The 22,679-nt window shown below is 62.2% G+C and carries 24 protein-coding genes; 9 read left to right on the forward strand and 15 right to left on the reverse strand.

Annotation, left to right across the window (positions count from 1 at the left end; genetic code table 11):
• Together groES and groL are read left to right on the forward strand one after the other, a co-directional pair.
• On the forward strand, positions 1 to 276 hold a 276-nt coding region (gene groES, locus BLP10_RS12915; protein WP_139165495.1), incomplete at its 5' end, for a co-chaperone GroES.
• A 50-nt stretch (positions 277 to 326) separates the two neighbouring features.
• Positions 327 to 1,973: a chaperonin GroEL gene (groL, locus tag BLP10_RS12920; protein ID WP_091135115.1), complete on the forward strand. Its 1,647-nt coding sequence runs from the start codon at positions 327 to 329 to the stop codon at positions 1,971 to 1,973.
• Positions 1,974 to 2,048: 75 nt separating this feature from the next.
• Here the strand turns inward: groL and gstA are convergent, their stop codons facing one another.
• Together gstA and BLP10_RS12930 are read right to left on the reverse strand one after the other, a co-directional pair.
• A complete protein-coding gene (gene gstA / locus BLP10_RS12925; RefSeq protein WP_091135118.1) occupies positions 2,049 to 2,666 on the reverse strand; it encodes a glutathione transferase GstA in 618 nt (205 codons plus the stop codon).
• Positions 2,667 to 2,690: 24 nt separating this feature from the next.
• Complete coding sequence (locus tag BLP10_RS12930) at positions 2,691 to 3,134, reverse strand: DoxX family protein (protein ID WP_091135120.1); 444 nt, start codon at positions 3,132 to 3,134, stop codon at positions 2,691 to 2,693.
• Between the two features lie 58 nt (positions 3,135 to 3,192).
• Here BLP10_RS12930 and BLP10_RS12935 point away from each other — a divergent pair, with 58 nt between their 5' ends.
• From BLP10_RS12935 to BLP10_RS12955, 5 genes are all read left to right on the forward strand, one after another.
• The gene (locus tag BLP10_RS12935; protein ID WP_425286955.1) at positions 3,193 to 3,696 is read left to right on the forward strand and encodes a MarR family winged helix-turn-helix transcriptional regulator; all 504 of its coding nucleotides are present in this window, start codon (positions 3,193 to 3,195) and stop codon (positions 3,694 to 3,696) included.
• 50 nt (positions 3,697 to 3,746) lie between these two features.
• Complete coding sequence (locus BLP10_RS12940) at positions 3,747 to 4,298, forward strand: VOC family protein (RefSeq protein WP_091135125.1); 552 nt, start codon at positions 3,747 to 3,749, stop codon at positions 4,296 to 4,298.
• An 82-nt stretch (positions 4,299 to 4,380) separates the two neighbouring features.
• The gene (locus BLP10_RS12945) at positions 4,381 to 4,767 is read left to right on the forward strand and encodes a COG4315 family predicted lipoprotein (protein ID WP_091135126.1); all 387 of its coding nucleotides are present in this window, start codon (positions 4,381 to 4,383) and stop codon (positions 4,765 to 4,767) included.
• A 58-nt stretch (positions 4,768 to 4,825) separates the two neighbouring features.
• On the forward strand, positions 4,826 to 5,332 hold the full coding sequence (locus BLP10_RS12950; protein ID WP_091135128.1) for an RNA polymerase sigma factor: 507 nt from the start codon (positions 4,826 to 4,828) through the stop codon (positions 5,330 to 5,332).
• Positions 5,329 to 6,129 (forward strand): anti-sigma factor family protein, encoded by an 801-nt coding sequence (locus BLP10_RS12955; RefSeq protein WP_091135130.1) that lies wholly within the window; start codon positions 5,329 to 5,331, stop codon positions 6,127 to 6,129. The genes BLP10_RS12950 and BLP10_RS12955 overlap by 4 nt, the downstream gene beginning before the upstream one ends.
• A 13-nt stretch (positions 6,130 to 6,142) precedes the next feature.
• Here the strand turns inward: BLP10_RS12955 and BLP10_RS12960 are convergent, their stop codons facing one another.
• A complete protein-coding gene (locus BLP10_RS12960; protein WP_091135133.1) occupies positions 6,143 to 6,970 on the reverse strand; it encodes an aldo/keto reductase in 828 nt (275 codons plus the stop codon).
• Positions 6,971 to 7,125: 155 nt separating this feature from the next.
• On the opposite strand from BLP10_RS12960, the gene BLP10_RS12965 reads away from it, so the two are divergent.
• Positions 7,126 to 8,205, forward strand: coding sequence for a flavodoxin family protein (locus BLP10_RS12965; RefSeq protein WP_091135135.1), 1,080 nt, complete (start codon positions 7,126 to 7,128; stop codon positions 8,203 to 8,205).
• A 93-nt stretch (positions 8,206 to 8,298) separates the two neighbouring features.
• On the opposite strand, the gene BLP10_RS12970 is transcribed toward BLP10_RS12965, so the two are convergent.
• The 5 genes from BLP10_RS12970 to BLP10_RS12990 form a co-directional block, all read right to left on the reverse strand.
• Complete coding sequence (locus BLP10_RS12970; RefSeq protein ID WP_091135137.1) at positions 8,299 to 9,324, reverse strand: ABC transporter substrate-binding protein; 1,026 nt, start codon at positions 9,322 to 9,324, stop codon at positions 8,299 to 8,301.
• 175 nt (positions 9,325 to 9,499) lie between these two features.
• Positions 9,500 to 10,285: a MetQ/NlpA family ABC transporter substrate-binding protein gene (locus tag BLP10_RS12975; RefSeq protein ID WP_091135139.1), complete on the reverse strand. Its 786-nt coding sequence runs from the start codon at positions 10,283 to 10,285 to the stop codon at positions 9,500 to 9,502.
• A 114-nt stretch (positions 10,286 to 10,399) separates the two neighbouring features.
• Entirely contained in the window at positions 10,400 to 11,185 is a 786-nt protein-coding gene (locus BLP10_RS12980) for a MetQ/NlpA family ABC transporter substrate-binding protein (protein WP_091135141.1), read from the reverse strand.
• Between the two features lie 36 nt (positions 11,186 to 11,221).
• Entirely contained in the window at positions 11,222 to 11,887 is a 666-nt protein-coding gene (locus tag BLP10_RS12985) for a methionine ABC transporter permease (RefSeq protein WP_091135143.1), read from the reverse strand.
• On the reverse strand, positions 11,877 to 12,971 hold the full coding sequence (locus BLP10_RS12990) for a methionine ABC transporter ATP-binding protein (protein ID WP_091135145.1): 1,095 nt from the start codon (positions 12,969 to 12,971) through the stop codon (positions 11,877 to 11,879). Before BLP10_RS12990 ends, BLP10_RS12985 begins: the two co-directional genes overlap by 11 nt.
• A gap of 272 nt (positions 12,972 to 13,243) precedes the next feature.
• On the opposite strand from BLP10_RS12990, the gene BLP10_RS12995 reads away from it, so the two are divergent.
• Complete coding sequence (locus BLP10_RS12995; RefSeq protein ID WP_091135147.1) at positions 13,244 to 15,340, forward strand: ABC transporter ATP-binding protein/permease; 2,097 nt, start codon at positions 13,244 to 13,246, stop codon at positions 15,338 to 15,340.
• Positions 15,341 to 15,495: 155 nt separating this feature from the next.
• On the opposite strand, the gene BLP10_RS13000 is transcribed toward BLP10_RS12995, so the two are convergent.
• From BLP10_RS13000 to aptA, 7 genes are all read right to left on the reverse strand, one after another.
• Complete coding sequence (locus BLP10_RS13000; RefSeq protein WP_091135149.1) at positions 15,496 to 15,978, reverse strand: META domain-containing protein; 483 nt, start codon at positions 15,976 to 15,978, stop codon at positions 15,496 to 15,498.
• 127 nt (positions 15,979 to 16,105) lie between these two features.
• A complete protein-coding gene (locus BLP10_RS13005) occupies positions 16,106 to 16,669 on the reverse strand; it encodes a hypothetical protein (protein ID WP_091135151.1) in 564 nt (187 codons plus the stop codon).
• 68 nt (positions 16,670 to 16,737) lie between these two features.
• Positions 16,738 to 17,712 carry an ATP phosphoribosyltransferase gene (hisG, locus tag BLP10_RS13010; protein WP_091135153.1) on the reverse strand — a complete coding sequence of 325 codons (975 nt, stop codon included), beginning with the start codon at positions 17,710 to 17,712 and terminating at the stop codon, positions 16,738 to 16,740.
• Positions 17,712 to 18,836 carry an ATP phosphoribosyltransferase regulatory subunit gene (locus BLP10_RS13015; protein WP_091135155.1) on the reverse strand — a complete coding sequence of 375 codons (1,125 nt, stop codon included), beginning with the start codon at positions 18,834 to 18,836 and terminating at the stop codon, positions 17,712 to 17,714. Before BLP10_RS13015 ends, hisG begins: the two co-directional genes overlap by 1 nt.
• A 194-nt stretch (positions 18,837 to 19,030) precedes the next feature.
• Positions 19,031 to 19,474, reverse strand: coding sequence for a hypothetical protein (locus BLP10_RS13020; RefSeq protein WP_091135157.1), 444 nt, complete (start codon positions 19,472 to 19,474; stop codon positions 19,031 to 19,033).
• Between the two features lie 72 nt (positions 19,475 to 19,546).
• Positions 19,547 to 21,031: a histidine--tRNA ligase gene (hisS, locus tag BLP10_RS13025; RefSeq protein WP_091135159.1), complete on the reverse strand. Its 1,485-nt coding sequence runs from the start codon at positions 21,029 to 21,031 to the stop codon at positions 19,547 to 19,549.
• 219 nt (positions 21,032 to 21,250) lie between these two features.
• Positions 21,251 to 22,597 carry an omega-aminotransferase AptA gene (aptA, locus tag BLP10_RS13030; RefSeq protein WP_091135162.1) on the reverse strand — a complete coding sequence of 449 codons (1,347 nt, stop codon included), beginning with the start codon at positions 22,595 to 22,597 and terminating at the stop codon, positions 21,251 to 21,253.
• Between the last annotated feature and the right edge of the window lie 82 nt (positions 22,598 to 22,679).

Consider the following 22,679-nt stretch of genomic DNA (forward strand, 5'->3'; position numbering starts at 1 on the left):
CCGCTGCACGACCGCGTCGTCGTCCGCCGCATCGAGGCCGAAGAGAAGACGGCCGGCGGCATCATCATCCCGGATACCGCCAAGGAAAAGCCGCAAGAGGGCGAAGTCGTCGCCGTCGGCGCTGGCGCCCGCGATGAGAGCGGCAAGGTCGTTGCTCTCGATGTGAAGGCCGGCGACCGCGTCCTGTTCGGCAAGTGGTCCGGCACCGAGGTGCGTATCGACGGTCAGGATCTCCTGATCATGAAGGAATCCGACATCATGGGCATCGTCGGCTAATCAAGCCTTCGACCCATCACAGATTTCCAATTTAACTGGAGGCTAAGCCTATGGCTGCCAAAGACGTTAAGTTTTCTACCGAAGCCCGCGATAAGATGCTGCGCGGCGTCGATATCCTCGCCGATGCGGTGAAGGTGACCCTCGGCCCCAAGGGCCGCAACGTCGTGATCGAAAAGTCCTTCGGCGCTCCGCGCATCACGAAGGACGGTGTGTCGGTTGCGAAGGAAATCGAACTCGCTGACCGTTTCGAGAACATGGGCGCCCAGATGGTGCGCGAAGTGGCCTCGAAGACCAACGACATCGCCGGTGACGGCACCACGACGGCAACCGTCCTTGCCCAGTCCATCGTCCGCGAGGGCGCCAAGGCTGTTGCCGCCGGCATGAACCCGATGGACCTGAAGCGCGGCATCGACCTCGCTACCTCCGAGGCCATCAAGGACATCCAGGCTCGCGCCAAGAAGGTGAAGTCGTCGGATGAGGTCGCCCAGGTCGGCACGATTTCCGCCAACGGCGACAAGGACATCGGCGAGATGATCGCCCATGCCATGCAGAAGGTCGGCAACGAGGGTGTTATCACCGTCGAGGAAGCCAAGACCGCCGAAACCGAGCTCGACGTCGTGGAAGGCATGCAGTTCGACCGCGGCTATCTCTCGCCGTACTTCATCACGAATGCCGAGAAGATGGTTGCCGAGCTCGAGGATCCCTACATCCTCATCCACGAGAAGAAGCTCTCCTCGCTGCAAACCATGCTGCCGATCCTTGAGGCCGTTGTGCAGACCGGCAAGCCGCTGCTCATCATCGCCGAGGACGTGGAAGGTGAGGCACTCGCCACCCTCGTCGTCAACAAGCTGCGTGGCGGCTTGAAGATCGCCGCCGTGAAGGCTCCGGGCTTCGGCGACCGCCGCAAGGCCATGCTCGAGGACATCGCCGTCCTCACCGCCGGCCAGACGATCTCCGAAGACCTCGGCATCAAGCTCGAGAACGTGTCGCTCCCGATGCTCGGCCGCGCCAAGCGCGTCCGCATCGACAAGGAGAACACCACGATCATCGACGGCGCTGGCAAGAAGGAAGACATCGAGGCTCGCGTTAGCCAGATCAAGGCGCAGATCGAGGAGACCACCTCGGACTACGACCGTGAGAAGCTCCAGGAGCGTCTCGCCAAGCTCGCAGGCGGCGTCGCGGTGATCCGCGTCGGCGGCGCGACCGAAGTCGAGGTGAAGGAGAAGAAGGACCGCGTCGACGACGCTCTGAACGCCACCCGCGCTGCGGTGGAAGAAGGCATCGTCCCCGGCGGCGGCACGGCTCTGCTCCGCGCCAAGGCTGCGGTTGCCAAGCTCTCTAGCGACAACGCTGACGTGAAGGCCGGTATCAACATCGTCCTTCGCGCTCTCGAGGCTCCGATCCGCCAGATCGCCGAGAACGCCGGCGTGGAAGGCTCGATCGTTGTCGGCAAGATCTCGGAGAACAAGTCCGACACCTTCGGCTTCAACGCTCAGACCGAAGAGTTCGTGGACATGCTCCAGGCCGGTATCGTCGACCCCGCAAAGGTCGTCCGCACCGCTCTGCAGGACGCAGCCTCCGTGGCCGGTCTCCTCGTCACGACGGAAGCCATGGTCGCCGACGCTCCGAAGCGCGACAACGGCGCTCCGGCCATGCCCGGCGGCGGCATGGGCGGCATGGGCGGCATGGACTTCTAAGTCCTCCGCTCAAGCGACCAATAAAGAAGGCCCCGGATTTCTCCGGGGCCTTTTTCGTTTTGCAGCAATGAACGTTTACGCCGCCTGCTTCAGCAGGCCCTCTGCTGCAAGCGCTTCCTGCACCTTCGGGCGTGCGGCTACGCGGGCCTGGAAGGCGGTGAGGTTCTTGAAGGACGAGATGTCGATGGCGTGGAAGTTGGTCCAGTTCACGACCGTGAAGAGATAGGCGTCAGCGATCGTAAAGGTCTCGCCCATCAGGAAGGGCTGCTTGGCCAGCGTCTCATCGAGATAAGCGAAGCGGCTGGCGAGGCGCTCCTTCGTGGCAGCCTTCACGCTGTCGGGCGTCGTAGGGTTCCAGAGCGGAGCGAAGCCTTTGTGAATCTCGGAGCTGATGAACGTGATCCATTCGATCAGGCGATAGCGCTCCATGGTGCCGTTGGCGGGCGCGAGGCCGGCATCGGCTTTCTGGTCCGCGAGGTACTGGATGATCGCAGCGGCTTCCGTAAGCAGCGAGCCATCGTTCAGGGCCACGGCAGGCACGTAGCCCTTCGGGTTGATGGAGCGGAAGTTCTCGCCAGCCTCCGTGAGGTGCTTCGAGAGGTCGACCTTCACGAGGTCGAGGCTGAGGCCTGCCTCGCGGGCGACGATGTGGGGAGCGAGCGAGCAAGCGCCTGGGGTATAGTAGAGCTTCATGGGTCTGATCCTTTTTGTCGAGATTTAGGCTGCGGGCTTCAGCGAGGCCGGAGCGGAGAGAAGCGGAAGGCGGGATGACGGCTTGAGCGCGTAAGCGCCATCGCCGAGAAGGGCTTGTGCCACAGAAAGGACGATCAGGTACAACGGGTATTCCCAGCCGCCCCCGGGGGCGGAGAAGAGCCAGCCATTGCCGATGTGGACCCAGGCAGCCCCGGCCAGCACCGGCAGGAGGGCCAGCGCGACCCAACGGCTCTGGACGCCGAGAACCAGCATGATGCCGCCGATGAGCTCGGCGAAGAACGTGGCGTAAGCGAGGAAGGCCGGCAGGCCGAGAGACTCGAAGTATTGCGCCGTGCCCGCAAGGGTAAAGGTCATGAGCTTCAGGACCAAGCTGTGAGCGATGAACATGACGCCGAGCGAGACGCGAAGCAGGAAGACGCCATGGGCGGTTGAGGAAGTCTGTGACATCGGAAAACTCCATGCAGATGCATTAATATGAATATGCACTTGCATGGAAATGTCAAATATGATGCAATTGCATAGAAACAGGGAAGGCTTTGCCGTGGCGCAAAATGTGCAGGAACCATCGGAGGCGGTCACCGATGCCTGGGTCTGTCTGATCCAGGCCGGAAAGGAAGTCGCGGGTGGGATCGAGGCAGAGCTGAAGGCGTCCGGCTTTCCGTCCCTGCCTTGGTACGATGTGCTTCTGCACCTGAAGAAGCAGCCCGATGGGCGTTCGTCTCCTCGGGAAATCGAGAACGCAGCGCTTTTTGAGCAATACAATCTCTCGCGCCTTCTCGACCGTATGGAGGGAGAGGGGCTCGTCAAACGCATTCCCTTTCCTGGAGACAAGCGGCGGCAGCTGGTCGAGATCACGGAGGAAGGGCGCTTGCTCCAGCGGCGCATGTGGGGAGTCTACGGCCCTGCCATCAATCGCCATATCGGCGGCAAGCTATCCGAGAAGGAGGCTGAGCAATTGGCTGCTCTGCTGCTGAAGCTCAGAAGACCCAAGAACGATCCGGGCTGCTAAACGTTCATGAGATAAGACGGCTAAGTTCCGGCGGACGACAAGGATAGCCCGTGAGAGAATGCCCCTCATCGCTCTTGAAACTGCGGTTCGGCATCCTGGTCGGTTCTGCCATCCTGCTCGCCCCGGCCGCTTTGCTCGCGGGCTGCTCCTTCGCCGCCGCCCAATCTGCAGAAGCCACACAACCAAGCTCCACCGCGATCCGAACGCCCGATTTCGACGAGAGCGTTCGCTGGTATCAGGACAAGCTGGGGTTCCGGTTGATAGCCGAGCAGAATTTCGTTCAGGGGCGCACGGCGGTTCTGGAGCAGGGCGGTTTTCTCCTCGAACTGGAGGAGGTCGATCGTACCCTGCCGGCGGCTGGCGAACCTCCTGCCACGAGCCGTATGGAAGCCACGCGGCATCCGGTCGTCAGCCTGTTCGTGAGCGATGTGGACGCCGAGATCGAGCGCCTTCGCAAGACAGGCGTGGAGGTGCTCCAGGAACCGCAGGATGAACTCGATGGGCGATACCGCACGGCGCAGATCCGCGACAATGGCCGTCACAGGATCGAGCTGCGTGAACCCATCGACGAGAGTGGCGGGTTCAACCCCACAGGCCGGTGAGAAAACATCCGGGCTCACGGAATAATCCATGGCTGGGAGTGTCTTGAAGAATAGGTCATCACGACCTTTCAGGAGGACACACATGAAGCTGTTTTTCGGTTCCGCTCTTCTCGCCGGCGTTCTTCTGGCTGCCACAGGAGCGCTCGCTCAGACGGCAACTCCTGCAAAGGTGGCCGACACCAGCAAGGGCAAGGCCCTTGTCGATGCCAAGGGCATGGTGCTCTACACCTTCGACCGTGATGCAGCGGGCAAGTCCAACTGCAATGGCCAATGCGCTCAGAACTGGCCGCCGCTCATCGCAGCAGCAGGAGCTTCCGCTTCCGGCGATTGGACGATTGTCACCCGTGACGATGGCTCGAAGCAGTGGGCGTATAAAGGCAAGCCGCTTTATCTCTGGGTCAAGGACACCAAGCCCGGTGAGGTGACGGGCGACGGTGTCAACAATGTCTGGCACATTGCCACTCCATAGTCATTGCCACGCTCATGCGCCTCATCTTTGATGGGGACGAGGTTGTGAGAGTTTGACATTGGACGAGATCGCTTCCCTTCTCGAGCCGCAGATCCCAGGCTTGCGACGCTATGCCTGGGCGCTGTTGCGCGATGATGAGGCCGCGGACGATCTCGTCCAGGACACGCTGGAGCGGGCGATCCGCCATTGGAGCCAGCGCCACCGCGACGGCGATCTGAGGGCATGGCTCTTCGCCATCCAGCGCAACCTGTTTCTGAACGCCTTGAGAAAGCGCAAAACCCATGGCGTTCAGGTCGGAGTCGAAGCGCTGGAGAATTCGTCCAACGCGGATAATCCGGAGAGTCGCGCGGGCTTGCGCGATATCCTGGCTGGGCTCGATTCCTTGCCGGAGGAGCAACGCTCGGTGCTTCTTCTGATCGGGGTCGAGGATCTGTCCTATGAGCAGGCTGCACAGGTCCTGGATGTTCCGCTCGGCACGGTGATGTCCCGCCTCAGTCGTGCGCGCGGACGCTTGAGGGAGTTCATGGAAAACGGCCGCACTGCCGTTTTGAGGAGTGTGAAGTGACGGGTGCGAGACCCATCGGTGAGGATGACCTGCAGGCTTATGCCGATGGCCGGCTTGAAGCGGCACGTCTTGAGACCGTCAAAGACTATCTCTCTTCCAATCCGGGAGTGGCGCAACGGGTCGAGCGAGAGATGGCGCAACGTGAAGCCTTGCGCGCGCGTCTCGCCTTCAAGATGCAGGAGCCGATTCCGGCGCGCTTGCGCGTTGCCAATCTCATCTCTGCCCGGAAGCGTCCGGCGCTCTTTAAAATGAAGGGCGTTGCTGCGGCACTGGCGTGGCTGGTGCTGGGAGGCATTCTTGGCGCGGCGGGCGGTGCCTGGTGGAGTGAGCGCTCCTCCTCGCAAATGGCCGTTGCCGACAGCGCCATTACGGCTCACCGGCTTTATGTGAGCGAGCGGCTGCATCCTGTCGAAGTGCCGGGCGAGCAAGAGGCTCATCTCGTGCAATGGCTGTCACGACGTGTCGGGAAGCCGTTGAAGGCCCCCGATCTCAATGCGCAGGGCTATCGTCTTATCGGAGGAAGGCTTCTCCCGTCCGGCAGCGAGGCGGCTGCGCTCTTCATGTACGAGAACGAAGGCGGCAACCGCCTCACGCTTTTCGCTCGGTCCAGTTTGGAGGAGAAGGAGACCGCATTTCGCTTCGAGATGCAGGACGGCATCTCGGCCTTTTCATGGATTGACAACGGGTTGTCCTACGTCGTCTCGGCCAGAGCCGACCGCACCCAACTTTTGCCGATCGCAGAGGCGATCTATCATCAGTTTCAGACGGCAAGCGGCCCGGTGAAGGGCCGCTTGTAATCGTTGCATTTTGTCAGCCGAAGACAGAAGGGTCGGGGCCGACGCGGCCGCTCTTGTCGTTCATCGTTTCGATGATGCGCATGTCGTCCGCGTCCAAGGTGAAATCGAACACGTCGATGTTTTCGCGGATGCGCGTTGGATTGATCGATTTCGGAATGACGATAAAGCCGCTGTCGAGGTGCCAGCGCAGGATCACCTGGGCAGGGGTCTTTCCATATTTCCGTCCGATGGCGGCGAGCGTCTCATCCGTGACGAGGCTGCCCTGGCCGAGTGGGCCCCAGCACTCCGTTGCGATGTCATGCTGCGCATGGAACCGACGCAGTTCCGTCTGCTGGAAGCGCGGATGCAGTTCGATCTGGTTCAGGACAGGAACGACTCCCGTCGTGTCGATCAGGCGCTGAAGATGCGGAACCATGAAGTTCGAAACGCCGATGGATTTCACGCGTCCCTCTTCCTTCAGGCGAGCCAGCGCGCGCCACGCATCGACATACCCTTCTCCGCTGGTTCCGGGCCAGTGGATGAGATAGAGGTCGACATAATCGAGCTGCAGCCGCTTCAGGCTTTCGTCGAAAGCCACCAGCGCTCCATCGTAGCTGCGCTTGTCGTTCCAGAGCTTGGTGGTGATGAAGAGCTCGCTGCGCGGCACATTGGATGCGGCAATCGCCTGACCGACACCTTCCTCGTTTTCATAGATCGCTGCCGTATCGATGGAGCGGTAACCTGCCTGGAGGGCTTCGGTCACGCAGGAGACGGCTTCCTCGTTCGACACGCGCCAGACTCCATAGCCGAGTTGGGGCATCGAGTTTCCATCGTTCAGGCGAAAGGAAGGGACGCTTGGCATCAAATAGCTCCTGAAAAGGGATGAAAGGCTGCGAGACAGAGGTAGGGTGGGCGGTCGGATAGACAAACCATTACAGGGATGCACGCCGGAACCGGTGCATCGGAGGCCGCGTTCCCTAGCTTAGCATCGGCATGATGTAAGAACGGGAGTGCCCTTTGTCCATTCCGGAAGCCAGAACCGGCACACCCGATCCGACCCTCGATGAGGGCGAGTTTCGCCGCCGCTTTCTACAGCAGTTCGAGGATCCTGCTTTCGAGCCATTGGCCCAGGAACTGCAGCGCGTCGCGGATGCGGCCTGGGACGCCTATAGTCACCATCGCAAGAGCCCGAAGACCCGCAAGGCGGGGCCAGGCTTTGCCGATCCGAGCTACGATCTTTCGGTCGAGTGGATCGCAGCCAGAGAAGCAATCGATCAGGCGCAAAAGCGGCATGAGGATGCCAATGGTCCCGCGCGTTTTCTGTTGATTGCAGCCTCATCCCGCAGTGAGCACACATGTCCCGGCGAGATGTCCAAGAGCTATCGTCTCATCGAGATTGCAAGCCAGGTTCTCGCCAGCGGAGAGAATACACAGGTTGAGATCCTGGAGCTCAGCCGGCTGACGTCGGAATACGGACGTCATATCCATCCATGTAAGTCCTGTTTCTCGACAGCGGCTGCGCTCTGCCATTGGCCGTGCTCCTGTTATCCGAATTATTCCCTCGGGCAGACGCATGATTGGATGAACGAGATCTATCCCAAATGGGTGGAGGCGCACGGTGTCATGATCGTCACGCCCGTGAACTGGTATCAGGTCTCGTCTCCCCTGAAGTTAATGATGGACCGCCTTGTCTGTGCCGATGGCGGCAATCCCGATCCCACATCGACCCATGGCAAGACGGTGGAGGAAGCCAAGGAGCTTGAGCTGAAGGGGTGGGATTATCCCAAGCACCTCTCTGGCCGCCTGTTCTCGGTGATCGTGCATGGCGATGCAGAGGGAGCCGACGGCGTGCGGCGCAGCCTGTCGGACTGGCTGCGAGCGATGGATCTCGCTCCCGCCGGCAACCTCGCCGAACTCGACCGCTATATCGGCTACTGGAAACCCTATGCCACCAGCCATGAGGAGTTGGACCGCGATCTCAGCGTGCAGGACGAGGTACGCAATGCCGCCTGGACGTTGCTCGATGCGGTCACGTCGAAGAGGGCAGGTCATTGGGCGGAGGCCGGTAACCGGCTGAAGGAGCCCCGCCAGAAATAAGCGGCAGATTGCGGCGCCACGATGGAGACGGGTTCAGCGAAAAGGCCGGGCATGCACCCGGCCTTCGAATGAGACGGAAATCGTCCGGACTTCTTATTTCGGCGCGGATTTTACCTCGGTGTCCCATTTCTTCAGCAGGCGTGTACGCTCTGCAACCGAGCCGTACTTCACCGTGTCGTAGTTGATCAGCTTCATCTCGGAGAGCTTCGGTGCGCTGGGCGAGATCGGAGCGTTCTTGTTGGACGGGATCGAATAGATCTTCAGGTCCGCGCCCACCAGCTTCTGCGCTTCCGCCGTGAGAGCCCAGTCGACGAACTTCTTCGCTGCATCCTGGTTCTTCCCGTTGACGACGGAGACGGAGCCTGTCTCGTAGCCTGTGCCCTCGCAGGGTGCGACGGTCTTCACGGGAGCGCCGTCGGCGATCATGGTCACCATGTCGTGCATGAAGGCGATGCCGATGGCGGTTTCACCCAGGGCGGTCGCCTTCACGGGTGCTGCGCCCGACTTGGTGTATTGATTGATGTTCTTGTGCAGCGCCTTCATGTAGTCGAAGGCCTTGTCCTCTCCCATCAACTGTACGAGCGATGCCAGGAAGACATAAGCCGTACCCGAGGAGTTCGGGTCGGAGACCTGCACTTCGTCCTTGTATTTGGGATCGAGCAGATCGGCCCAGCATTTCGGCTCCGCCAAGCCCCGGCTCTTGAGAACCTCTGTGTTGTATCCGATGCCCAGCGCGCCGAGATAGGTGCCGGTGGCCCGGTTCCCCGATTGCTCGGAGAAGCGCTGCGCCCAATCATACAGCTCCGGCAGCATGGGCGATTTGTAGGCGACTGTGAGCCCTTCCTCCGCAGCTTGAATGTGGGAATCGCCGGGGCCGCCCCACCACACGTCGGCACGCGGGTTGGAGGCTTCGGCGCGGATCTGCGCCAGGGTTTCGCCGGTGCTCTTGCGCACCATCGTAACCTTGATACCGGATGACTTCTCGAAGGCTGCGACGCCGACGCGGCACTGCTCTTCCAAGATCGAGCAATAAACCGTGAGCTGTTCCTGAGCCTGAGCCGCGAGAGGTGCGGCGCAGAGCGTGGCGGCGAGAGCGACGCCAGCTAGCAAATGGCGCATGGGGCTTTCCTCCTATCGTGCCGAACATCTCTCGGTCCGGCTTGTTGATGGTGACAGCGACATGAGGGAGCTTAGCCGGCTTCCTTGTCAAGGTGGCTTTGCTTGCACCCTGTTCACAGCTCAACGAAAAAGGCCGGGCACATGGCCCGGCCTTTCCAAAAAGTCTTCAGGTGGCTTACCAGCTCGTCAGCACGGCGCCTTTGAACTTTTCTTCCACGAACTTCTTCACCTCGGGCGTGTGGTAGGATTCGACGAGGGCCTTCACCCACGGCTTGTCCTTGTCGGCGGTACGCACGGCGAGGATGTTCACGTAGGGCCCCTTGGGGTTCTCGCGGGTCAGCGCATCCTTCACTGGGTCGAGGCCAGCCTGCGTGGCGTAGTTGGTGTTGATGACGGCGGCATCGACGTCGTCGAGCACGCGCGGAGCCTGGGCTGCGTCGATCTCGGTGAACTTCAGGTTCTTGGTGTTCGCCGTGATGTCGAGGATCGTCGGCTTGAAGCCCACGCCGTCCTTCAGCTTCAGCAGACCCTTGTCCTGGAGCAGCAGAAGCGCACGGCCTCCATTGGTCGGATCGTTCGGGATCGCGACGCTCGCGCCGTTCGGCAGCGCGTCGAACGCCTTGTGCTTCTTGGAGTAGACGCCGATCGGGAAGTTCACGGTCTGCGCGACGGTGTCGATCTTGTAGCCGCGGGCTTCCTTCTGGTTGTCCAGGTAAGGCTGATGCTGGAAGGAATTGGCCTCCAGCTCTCCCGAGGAAAGAGCCTCGTTCGGCACCACGTAATCGGAGAATTCGACGATCTTCAGATCAAGGCCCTTTTGAGCCGCGATCGGCTTCACCGCTTCGAGGATCTGTGCGTGCGGGCCAGGCGTCACGCCGATGCGGATCGTTTGCGTCTGCGCGGCAGCGGGCAGGGCTGCGAGCGCGAGGAGGGCCGCGAGGCCCAGGTTCTTCAGGGACATGAGAGACTCCTTACATAAGGTTCTGAACGACTTGGATGGATCCGGGGATGCATCCTGTGAGAGTGCAAAATGCCGGGCGCGAGGCCCGGCACTATCTGAGAGAAAAGACGTGCTTTACCAGCTCGTGAGAACAGAGCCCTTGAACTGCTCTTCCACGAACTTCTTTACTTCCGGCGAGTGGTAGGATTCGAGAAGCGCCTTGACCCACGGCTTGTCCTTGTCCTCGGAGCGCACGGCGATGAGGTTTACATAAGGCCCCTTCGGATTTTCGCGAGCGATAGGGCCCTTTACCGGGTCGAGGCCGCCTGCCGTTGCATAGTTGGTGTTGATGATCCCTGCATCCACGTCATCGAGCACGCGCGGTCCTTGAGCGGCCTCGATCTCGACGAACTTGATCTTCTTCGGGTTGTCCGTGACGTCGATGGGAGTGGGCTTGAAGCCGACATTGTCCTTCAGCTTGATCAGGCCCTTGTCCTGGAGCAGCAGAAGCGCGCGGCCACCATTGGTGGGATCGTTCGGAATCGAGATCGTCGCACCGTTCGGCAGGGCCTCGAGGCTCTTGTGCTTCTTGGAATAGACCCCGATCGGGAAGTTCACGGTGAGGCCGACGCTTTCAATCTTGAAGCCACGATCGGCCACCTGATTGTCGAGGTAGGGCTGGTTCTGGAATGAGTTTGCCTCGATATCGCCCGATGCGAGGGCTGCATTCGGAACCACGTAGTCGGAGAACTCGATGATCTTGATGTCGAGTCCTTTCTTGGCTGCGATGGGCTTCACAGCTTCAAGGATTTGCGCATGCGGACCCGGCGTGGCGCCGATGCGGACAACCTGTGTCTGTGCAGCGGCGGGCAGGGTAGCGAGGGAAAGAAGGGCGATGAGGCCCAGTTTCTTCAGGGACATGCGGGGGCTCCTTGTGCGGGGTCCTGAGAGGCGAGATCAACCGTGACGGATGCGCTTGTTGAGATGTCGGGCAAGGCGGTCGCCGATGCTCTGCACGGCCTGCACGAGCACGATGAGCACCACGACGACGGCAAGCATCATTTCAGGCATGAAGCGCTGGTATCCGTAGCGGATGCCGAGATCGCCCAGACCGCCGCCGCCGACCGCGCCCACCATGGCCGAGAAGCCGAGCAGAGACACGATGGCGAGCGTGAGCCCCAGCACGATGCCGGGCAGGGCCTCGGGGATCAGAACCTTCAGCACGATCTGAAGCGGCGTTGCGCCGAAAGCGCGCGCTGCTTCCACGAGACCCTGATCCACCTCGCGGATAGCGCCCTCGATGAGGCGCGCAATGAAAGGAGCCGCCGCAATCGTCAGCGGCACGATGGCCGCGTTGGTGCCGATGGACGTGCCCGCGATCAGGCGGGTGAAGGGAATGATCGCGACGACGAGAATGATGAACGGCGTCGAGCGCGTGGCATTGACGACCACGCCGAGAATGCGGTTCACCCATGGTGCCGCGAACAGCTCGCCCTTGCCGCTGGTGGCGAGGAACACGCCGAGCGGAAGACCGAACAGAGTGGCGATGAGCGCCGAGACGGCGACCATGTAGAGCGTCTCGCCAGTGGAATTGGCGATGAGGCGGATCATCTCAGGCGACATGGCCGAGGACCTCCGTGTCGAGACCGTGTTTATTCAGGAAGTCGAGGGTTTTCAGCGATGCGTTTTCCGGCACGCTCACGACGAGCGTGCCGAAGGGACGACCTGCGATCTCATCCACCGCACCTGAGAGGATGTTGGCCTCGATCCCTTGCTCGCGCGCTAGCTTCGCGAGAACCGGGTCCGTTGCATGCGGCCCGCGAAAGCCGATGCGGATCACCGTCTGGCTGTTCGGCGAGGGCTCATGCGTCAATCGGCTCTGCACGTAAGGCGGCAGAACGCGGCCCGCTTCGTCGCCGAGGAACGAGCGCGTCACTTCATGGTGCGGGCGCGTGAACACCTCGAACACGTCACCTTGCTCGACGATGCGCCCGCCTTCGATCACAGCGACTTCACGGGCAATGTTGCGGATCACCGCCATCTCATGGGTGATGAGCAGGATCGTGAGGCCAAGCTCGTCGTTGATCTTGGAGAGGAGGTCGAGAATGGAACGGGTCGTTTCGGGATCGAGCGCCGAGGTCGCCTCATCCGATAGGAGCACTTTCGGCTTGGTCGCAAGCGCGCGGGCAATGCCGACACGCTGCTTCTGACCGCCGGACAGCTCGGACGGATAACGGTTGCGCTTGTCGGTCAGGCCGACGAGAGCGAGGAGTTCCTCAACCCGCGCCTTGATCTCAGCCTTGTCGTAGCCGGCGACCTCGAGCGGCAGGGCAATGTTCTCCGCCGCCGTGCGGGAGGAGAGCAGGTTGAAATGCTGGAAGATCATGCCGATGGAGCGGCGGGCATGGCGCAAGGCCGATTCAGGCAGGGCCGCGATGTTCGCGCCATCCACGATCACCTTGCCGGAGGAGGGCTTCTCCAACCCATTCACGAGGCGAATCAGGGTGGACTTGCCAGCGCCCGAACGGCCGATTACGCCGAGGATGGAGCCTTGCGGTACGGCAAGGTCGATCTCCTGCAGAGCTGTGACGGGCTGGCCGTCCCGGCCTGGAAAAGTCTTGGAGATCTTTTCCAGGCGCACGATCGGCTCAGCCGGGATGAGGCGCTGGGTCGGCTGGTCGCCAAAATATCCGAGAGGGGCGTTCATAGGGTCGCTTTGAGGTCGTCTCATGAGTGGATATCACACATGGGGGATCGCGTTCTCTATGTCAACTGAATTGTTCTTTAAAAAGGATTGTGTGTTCTGAAGAACATCCTTGGGTGTGGAATACTTCCTTCCGCCTGTCTGCCGCGACATCACGAACCGGGGATTGCCTTCAGCTGCCGGACATTTCTCCTTGCTTTCGCCATGAGCACAGTTGATCGGGCTGCTCTATGTTCCTATGGAGCCCTAGAGGGGTTCCCCGTCAGGAGACAAGAATGATCAAGGCGAGCATTGCGCTGGCACTCATCGGTTTGGGCGTTTTGGCCGCGTCTCTTTCGGGAGCGCTCGAGGTTCCGTTCTACCTGCCGCTCTCAACCCTGGCCTTGGCTGGAATCCTGGTGATCGGCAGGGACATTCCGAAGTTCCTGCGCATCTTTCTGGTGATGCTGGCTGCGACGCATGTGGTTCTGGTCCTGCTCATTCTCGGAGCTGTCCTGGGGGCGATCACCGGCGATTACACGGGTTATGTTCCACCGCCTTCCGCCGCTCTTGGCGCAACGGCTTTCGGCGCCCTCATCTACGGCTTGTCCCATGTGCGCGTTATCCAAACCGTGTGCCGCATCACGGATCGCTACCTCGACTCTCAAGCCGACAGCGTCATCCGCATTCCGTTCATCGGTCTCGTGCGGGCACGTGAGGGAACCATCGGCACGTGGATGATCGCTGTCCTCATCGCGATCAATCTTGCGCAGGTGGCCCTCAACGTTCGCCTCAGCTTCTTCTCTCGCGACATGTTCAATGCGCTCGAAGCCAAGGATGCGGCGGCCTTCTGGTATCAGCTCTTCGTCATCTTCACGCCGCTTGCAGGTGTGTTCGTCGCCATCGCATTGACGGAAGTGCTGCTCCAGAACGTGCTGACCATTCGCTGGCGCGCGTTCCTCAACACGTATTATGTCGGCGAATGGCTGGACAATGGGGCGCATTACCGGATGCAGCTCATGGGCCGCGGAGCCGACAACCCCGACCAGCGTATCTCGGAAGATCTGCGCAAGTTCGTGGAGAGCACCTATTCCCTCTCCATCGGCTTGATGAACCAGGCTGCGACGCTCGTGTCCTTCGTCGCGATCCTCTGGACCATCTCGGCGGGTTTCACATTCCCGGGAACGAGCTATGAAGTGCCGGGCCTCCTGGTCTGGGTCTGCGCAGGCTATGCCATTCTCGGCACATGGGTTACGCATCTCATCGGGCGTCCCTTGATCCCGCTCAACTTCGAGCAGGAGAGAGTGGAGGCGAACTACCGCTTCTCGCTGGCGCGCTTGCGTGAATATACGGAGCAGGTGGCGCTTCTCTCTGGCGAGACAGCCGAGAAGGAGGGATTGTCCCGCCGCTTCGGCCAGATCGTCGACAACTACATGCGGATCGTGGTCCGACTCATCAAGCTCAACAGCTTCACCGCCGCCTACTTCCAGGCCAACGTGGTGGTGCCCTACATCCTCACCGCTCCCTACTACTTCATCGGCAAGATCACCCTTGGACAGATGCAGCAGGTCGTAGGTGCATTCTCCCGGGTGGAATCGGCGCTCACCTACTTCATTCAGATCTACACCACGCTTGCCGACTATAAGGCGGTGCTCGACCGTCTCACGACCTTCGAGGGGGCCATTGCTTCCGCGCAGCGCGTGGGCGGTGAGAGCAAGCTGGCGATCACGCAGTCCGCCAGCCGTGAACTGCGCCTCAAGAATCTCAATGTCGGCCTGCCGGATGGCCGCACGCTCATGCATGCGGACGGACTTGCCTTCCGCCCGGGCGAACGCACGCTGATGACCGGCCCCTCAGGCTCCGGCAAGTCGACCCTGTTCCGGGCCATCGCGGGAATCTGGCCGTTCGGCGAGGGCGAGGTGCTGGTGCCGCAGGGCCAGAGCATGATGCTGCTGCCGCAAAGGCCCTACATCCCCATCGGCACCCTGCGCGAGGCCGTGGCTTATCCCTCCCACGGCGACACCTATAGCGATGCCGAGCTGGCCGCTGCCCTGCGCGCCGCAAAGCTCCCGCAGATTGCCGATAGGCTCGATGAGGAGCGTGCCTGGGGCCAGACTCTATCGCTCGGCGAGCAGCAGCGTCTCGCCGTTGCGCGCGCGCTTCTCGCCAAGCCCGATTGGCTGTTCCTGGACGAGGCGACGGCGGCCCTCGATGAGCCGACCGAGGCCGAGATCTACGAAGTGATCAAGCGGGAGCTGCCCCAGACGACCGTGGTCTCCATCGGTCACCGTTCGACGCTGATCGGCTATCACGACCGGCGCATCGACCTGAAGCGCGCCGAGAACGGTCTCTCGACCCCTGTGGACATGATGCAGCCGCAACCGGCTGAGTAACCAGTAACCACTGCGTCATCCCGGGGACCGCATGTCGAGAGTGAGGCTCTATTCTGCGAACGATCCCGGATCGGCTGAGGCCGTCCGGGATGACGATGCAGCAAAAACAAAAAGGCCGGCAGCGATGCCGGCCTTTTGCATGAGCAAGTCCACTCTTACAGCGAGCGCTCGAAGAGAAGCTCGCCGTTCTGGCTCTTGATGATCAGGTTGCGGCCCTGGATATCCCACTTGCCGGAGGTGCGCAGCGCCATCAGGAAGGCCTGCTCTGTCGCCATGGTGGCCTTGTCGCAGGTCTTCTTCGTCAAGGCGAAGGGAGCGACCGCGAGGCCCTGCTCACGAAGCGGGTAGGCCGTGGTGGAATAGGTGTTGCAGCCGGAGAAGCCGGTTGCGCGGAGCTGGTCGTCGAGCTTGAAGCTCGGGCGCTCGATGCCGCCGAAGGGCTTGCCGTTCAGGCTCACCGCCACCCAGGACGACCCGAGAGGGAAGATCTTGCCCTGCGCGCCCGGCTGGGGAACCTTGGTGTCCACCTGTCGGGTCGGGCCGGCAGGCCGGCCGTAAGTTGCCGCCGATTGGGCATAGGCCACGGAAGCGGTGGTAGCGAAGGCCGCCAGAAGTGCTGCAAGTCGAAAGGCGCTCATCGAAACCTCTTCATCGTAGAAACGCCGGAAACATAAGAGGCCTTGACTGAGGAAGCAACGCCCGCGTGATTTTAGTCCCGACAGCGGTCTATAATCACCTTAAAGTGAGCAACCGAGACAGAAGAAGCTATATAGAAGTTTTCAACCGGTAGGCAATTTCCTTCTGAAGATCGGGGTCGGTCTTTAGATCGAGGAGGGCTTGCCGTGCCTCCTTTCGGCGGGAGCGCGTGAGATTGCTGACGATCAAGACGCGCGAGGGGCCGTATCGGCGATCAGTGATAAGAGAAATCATCTTTGGCAGATCGTCCGCCGTCGCCATGCCGCTGAGCGCAGTCATCAACCCAGCTCGAAAGTCTTCGGCCAGTTCGGGCCACCGGTTGGTTACAAGTTCCCAAACCTTCTCCCATGCAAAGGCCCGAGCCTCTTTAACGGCGAGCGCGCGGGCGATGCCTTCGAGATTGCGGGGTGCGTATGGGCGATCCAGGTGGGCGGCAAGCACAGGAAGCGCAAATGGGTAGGGAGCAGGCATATTCACCAAGTCCCATACCGAATTCACGTTCACACCGGCTTTATGCAGGGCTGCGATCAGCGGGGCCTCATCATGGCGTAGATCCTCGCTAGTCGCGGCCCGCAGTTGCTCCATTTGGGCATGGCGGGCGACCCACTCGGGATCGGCGGCGAGTTGTTGCATCAGTTGCTGTGCTGTTGTGGGTGTCCGCTTCGGCACTCTGTGTTCCTGGGAGGGTTTGCCTGCAGGGCTCACCCGATCCGCTTCAGAAGCCTCTCAGTGAGGGCATTGGTCGGACGGAACAGGTAATCGAAGGTGCGCACGGTGATGTCCTGCGCGCCGATCCCCTGCAGGGCGGCCACGATATCGAACATCGCGGAGGCCGGGCAATGGAGCACCACCTCCCGGCCGAGTGCATTGCCGAAGGGCTGGACAGCGCCGAAATCCCGGGCAAGGGCAGTGAGGGCCTGTCCCTTGGCCGGATCGAGGGAGGCCCGGATCTCGCGGCTTTCCCGCGCTTCTTCCTCCGCTGCGATGCGGGTCAGAACGGCGGTTGCAGCCGCGCGGGCCCGCTCGGACCACGGCGCGCGGGCCGAAGCCACGAGATTGGCCTCTGAGCGCAGCATCACGCCGTCATCGAGGATCTTCAGAGCATTGGCGGCGAGGGTGGCACCGGTTGTGGTGATGTCCACGATCAGCTCTGCCGAGCCCGCTCCCGGCGCGCCTTCTGTCGCGCCCAGGCTCTCGACGATGCGATAATCGGCGATGCCTTTCTCGGCAAAGAAGCGGCGGGTGAGGTTCACGTATTTCGTGGCGACGCGCATCTTGCGGCCATGCCGGGCGCGAAGATCGGCGGCGACCTCATCGAGATCGGCCATATTGCGCACGTCGATCCAGGCCTGGGGCACGGCGACCACCACATTGGCGTTGCCGAAGCCGAGCGGGGTGAGGATTTCAACCGCCTGGTCCGCATCGGCGATCTGCTCGCGGATCAGGTCCTCGCCGGTGATGCCGAGATGCGCCGCGCCCGTGGCGAGCTGGTTCACGATTTCGGAAGCCGACAGAAACGCCACCTCCACATCGGGCACACCTTTCAGAGTGCCGCGATAATCGCGCGCGCCGCGCGATTGGGAGAAGACGAGACCGGCGCGGGCGAAGAAAGCGGCCGCGTTCTCCTGCAGGCGGCCCTTGGAGGGCACCGCCAGGATGAGAGGGGAATCGGTCATCAGGGTCTCCCCACGATGCGGTCGAGCCAGAAGGAGCAGCCCACCGCCGGGATCGGGCTTTCGGCTCCCAGGTGCTCCAGCAATCGGTCATAGCGACCGCCGCCCACGATGGGCTTGCCATCGCTGCGGCGCGGGTCCTGCACCTCGAAGATGAAGCCCGTATAATAGTCGAGATTGCGGGCGAAGGTGGCGGCAAACGAGAACGCGCTCACATCGAGCCCGCACGCCGCCATGAAGCCGGTGCGCTCCTCGAACAGGCCGATGGCCGCGCTAAGGTCGAGCCCCGCATCCCTGGCAAGCAGGCGAACGGCATCCGCCGCCTGGTCAGGGTCGCCGGAAATGGTGAGATAGCGCTCCAGAACCTGCCGGGCCTCGTCGGAAAGGCCGGTCCGGTTGGCGGCGCGCGCGAGGAAGCGCTCGGCGATCTCGCCGGCGCTGCGGCCGCCCACGGTCGCGATGCCTGCAATCGAGAGAATGTCTTCCACGAAGGCTTTTGCCGCCTGTGGCGCCTGACCTTCGATGGCTGCGAGAAGGCCTGCATGTTCCTGGGCCCCGGGACCGTCCGTCTCGGAGAGGCTGACAAGTCCCTGGCCGGAGACGATGGCGCGGATGACGCGGCGCTTGGCTGCGGGAGCGACGCCCAGGCCATCGATGAGGGCATGAAGGAGCCCCATGTCGCCGAGCTTCACGCTCGTGGCAGGGCTGCCAATCGCCTGCAGGCCTTCGAGAGCAAGGCCAAGAATTTCCGCGTCGGCTGCGGCGGCATCCGTCCTGCCGATGGATTCAAGGCCCGCCTGGAGAAATTCGCCGCTCTCGCCAGGGCGCATGCGGAAGACAGGGCCGCCATAGGTATAGCCCGAGGGGCGGGCGCCGTGAGAGCTCAGATGCTGAAGGCAGACGGGAATGGTGTATTCGGGCCGCAGGCACAATTCCGTACCTGAGGCATCCTGCGTCACGAACATGCGCCGCCGGATGTCCTCGCCCGAAAGGTCGATGAACACGTCCGCCGGCTGCAGAACCTGCGGTTCGACACGCGCATAGCCCTCGCGCTCGAAGAGCCCGATCAGCGCAACAATAGCATCCGTCTCCGTCACTGGCCTCGCCCAAATCCTTGTGTTCGGCATGCTCTCTAGCAATGCCAAGCCAGGAAGGCGAACGTTTTCAGCGGGAAGGGTGAACGGAGGAGAGGCTGGCGGAAGAAGGCGGTCATCCCGGGGCCGCTTCAGCGGAACCCGGGATCGCACGAGGACTAGGGCGCTTCATGCTGACGACGCTCCCGGATCGGCTCTGCCGTCCGGGATGACGAGGTAGGAAAGGCTCATCTCTTCTGGGCGGTATCGCCCTTGGCCTTGGAGGTCTTGCGCTTGCTGTGGTCGCTGGAGCGGTGAACGTATTTCACCTTCTTGCCCTCGCTCTTGCCGGCCCCATCGTCCTCGCTTGCTCCGCCGGTGAGGCTGGCTGGCAGGAAGTGGCGGGCAGCTTCCGTCACCACGCCGGCAACGGCGCCAGCGGCGGTCTGGGTCAGGTCCACACCCTGCGAACCGGCATCGGCCACGGCGGCGCCGGCCTTCTTGGCGGTGCGGGTCCTGGTGAGGGCAGCAGCAGCGGCGCCTGCGGCAGCGATCAAGGCGTCTGCCAGAATTTCGCGGCCGAGATCCGTGTTGATGAGGTCCATCAGGCCCGATTTCTTGGCGCTCTTCGCCAGTTTCGTGCCTGTGCTCTTCTTGTCGCTCTTCTTCTGTTTGTCCTTGGCCTTCGCCATAGTTGTCTCCTGATAGTCAAGCTTCAGGAGACAACCCAGAGAAAAGCGCCGGGGTTCCAGCGGGCTCGAGGCTCAGCCGAAATGCCGCGCCAGAACCTCGCGGACGGCCTCCACGATCTTGTCCTCGGCCACGGAGAACTGAGCGGGGCGGGCGGCTTTCCATTCCTCATTGGAGGAAATGGCGGCGGCGGCTTTCGCACCTTCGATCAGGTCCTTGATCTCGACTTCGCCGCGCTCGCGCTCGTTGGAGCCCTGGATGATCACGCAGGGGCTCTGGCGGCGGTCCGCATACTTCATCTGAGCCTTCATCCCCGATGAGCCGAGATAAAGCTCAGAGCGGATACCGGCCTGACGGAGCGTGGAGACCATGCGCTGGTAGGCGGCGATCTGGTCCTTGTCCATGACCAGGACCACCACCGGGCCGGGTGTCTGGGAGCCGGACACGATAGGGCTCTTCACCATCTGCAGGGCCGACAGCAGGCGCGAGACGCCGATGGAGAAGCCGGTGGCCGGCACGGGCTCGGAGCGGAAGCGGCCCACGAGGCCGTCATAGCGCCCGCCGCCACCGACGGAGCCGAAGCGCACGGGGCGTCCGTCCTCGTCCTGAACCTGGAAGGTCAGCTCGGCTTCGTAGACTGGGCCGGTGTAGTATTCGAGGCCGCGCACGACGGACGGGTCGATGATCACTCGATCCTCATACCCTGAAGCGGCGACGAGAGAAGCGATCTCCGCCAGCTCGGTTGCTCCCTCAAGGCCGCGCTCAGAGGAACCGACGACCTTGCGCAGGTTCTCGACGGTTGACGCATTGTCCGCGCCCTTGGCAGCCGTGAAGGCAAGCACACGCTCAATGGCTTCGGGTGACAGATCCGCGCCTTTCGTGAAGTCGCCGCTCTCATCCTTGCGGCCCGTACCGAGCAGCTGGCTCACGCCTTCAGGGCCGAGGCGGTCGAGTTTGTCGATGGCGCGCAGCACCGTGAGGCGCTGGCCGGCCTTGTCGTCGCCGCCGAGACCGATAGCCTCCAGCACGCCGTCGAGAACCTTGCGGTTGTTGATCTTGATGATGAACTCGCCGCGCTTGAGGCCGAGCTTCTCCAGCGTGTCGGCGGCCATCATGCAGATTTCCGCATCCGCCGCGACGGAGGCAGCGCCCACCGTGTCGGCGTCGAACTGCATGAACTGGCGGAAACGGCCCGGGCCCGGCTTCTCATTGCGGAACACCCAGCCTACGCGATAGCTACGATAGGGCTTGGGGAGCGCGTCGAAGTTCTCGGCTACGTAGCGGGCAAGCGGCGCGGTCAGGTCGTAGCGCAGCGACAGCCACTGCTCGTCGTCGTCCTGAAACGAGAAAACGCCCTCGTTGGGACGGTCCTGATCGGGTAGGAACTTGCCGAGCGCGTCGGTGTACTCGACGAAGGGCGTCTCGACGCCTTCAAAGCCGTAAAGTTCATAGGATTCGCGGATCGCCGCGAGCATGCGCTCGGTAGCGGCGAGATCGGCGGGATTGCGGTCGGCAAAGCCGCGCGGCGCGCGGGCTTTGATCTTGTCGGCCTTGGACATGGTGTAAAAGCAGCCGTTTTAAGTGAGAAAAGCGTGCTGCGGTCCTACTCCGTGCGCGCCAGAGGGGCAAGGGTTGTTGCCATATAGGCAACATTCAGCCGTCGTCCCGGACGAAGCGGAGCGTAGATCCGGGATCGTGCGACGAGAATAGCGCCTTATCCTGAGCGCGATCCCGGGTTCCGCTGCGCGGCCCCGGGATGACGTGTGCAGTATAGGGATTTAAGCGACTGCCTTGATCACCTTGCCGAGCTTGTCAACGATCTCGCCGATCTGGTCTTCGGTGACGACGAGGGGCGGGGAGAGGGCAATGGTGTCGCCGGTAATGCGCATCATCAGCCCGAAGTCGTGGAAGGCGCGGTCCATGGCCTCGAAGGCGCGGGCGCCGACGGCGTCCGGACGCGAGGCGAGGTCGATGGCGCCCACGAGGCCGATGCTGCGGATATCGAGCACGTTCGGCAGGCCTTTCAGCGAGTGGATCGCATCGGCCCAGACCGGCTCGAGCGTCTTGGCACGCTCGAACAGCTTCTCGTCGCGGTAGATGTCCTGAGCGGCAAGAGCGGCGGCGCAGGCGAGCGGGTGGCCGGAATAGGTGTAGCCGTGGAACAGCTCGATCATGTTCTCCGGGCCATTCATGAAGGCATCGTAGATGCCCTGGCGCACGAGCACACCGCCCATGGGAACCGTGCCGGAGTTCACGCCCTTGGCGAAGGTGATCATGTCCGGGATGACGCCGTATCGCTCGGCTGCAAACGCCGTGCCGAGGCGGCCGAAACCAGTGATGACCTCGTCGAAAATGAGCAGGATGCTGTGCTTGTCGCAGATCTCGCGCAGGCGCTTGAGATAGCCCTTCGGCGCGGGCAGAACGCCGGTGGAGCCTGGCATCGGCTCGACGATCACCGCCGCGATGGTGGACGCGTCGTGCAACGCCACGATGCGCTCGAGCTCGTCGGCCAGATGCGCGCCCCATTCAGGCTCGCCCTTGGTGAAGGCCTGCTGCTCGCGGTTATAGGTATGGGGCAGGTGATCGACGCCCGCGAGAAGCGAGCCGAAGAACTGGCGGTTCTTCACGATGCCGCCCACCGAGATGCCGCCGAAGCCGACACCATGGTAGCCGCGCTCGCGGCCGATCAGGCGGGTCTTGCTGCCCTGACCGCGCACATTCCAATAGGCGAGGGCTACCTTCAGAGCCGTATCGACCGCCTCGGAACCGGAGTTGCAGAAAAACACGTGGTTCAGGTCGCCCGGCGCGAGCTGGGCAAGCCGCGAGGCAATGGCGAAACCGCCGGCATGACCGAACTGGAAGGCGGGAGAGTAATCGAGTTCCTGAGCCTGCGCCTGGATGGCGGCCGTGATCTCGTCGCGATTGTGGCCGGCATTACAGCACCAGAGGCCAGCCGCGCCGTCGATCACTTCCTTACCGTCGGGGGTGTAATAGTACATGCCCTTGGCGCGGGCGATCATGCGGGGCCGTTGCTTGAACGAGCGATTGGCCGTGAACGGAAGCCACCAGGCTTCCAGATCGTTCGGTGATGAAATGTCGTTGGCGGCCCGAGACTGAGCGGTCATTTTATTCCCCGGTGAAAACTTGGCGGGGCGGAGCCTATCAGCCGTTTTCGAATGCCGCAAAGGAACTTTGGACGGTAGGCAT

This window comes from Microvirga guangxiensis, assembly GCF_900102135.1.
Classification (GTDB): Bacteria; Pseudomonadota; Alphaproteobacteria; order Rhizobiales; family Beijerinckiaceae; genus Microvirga; species Microvirga guangxiensis.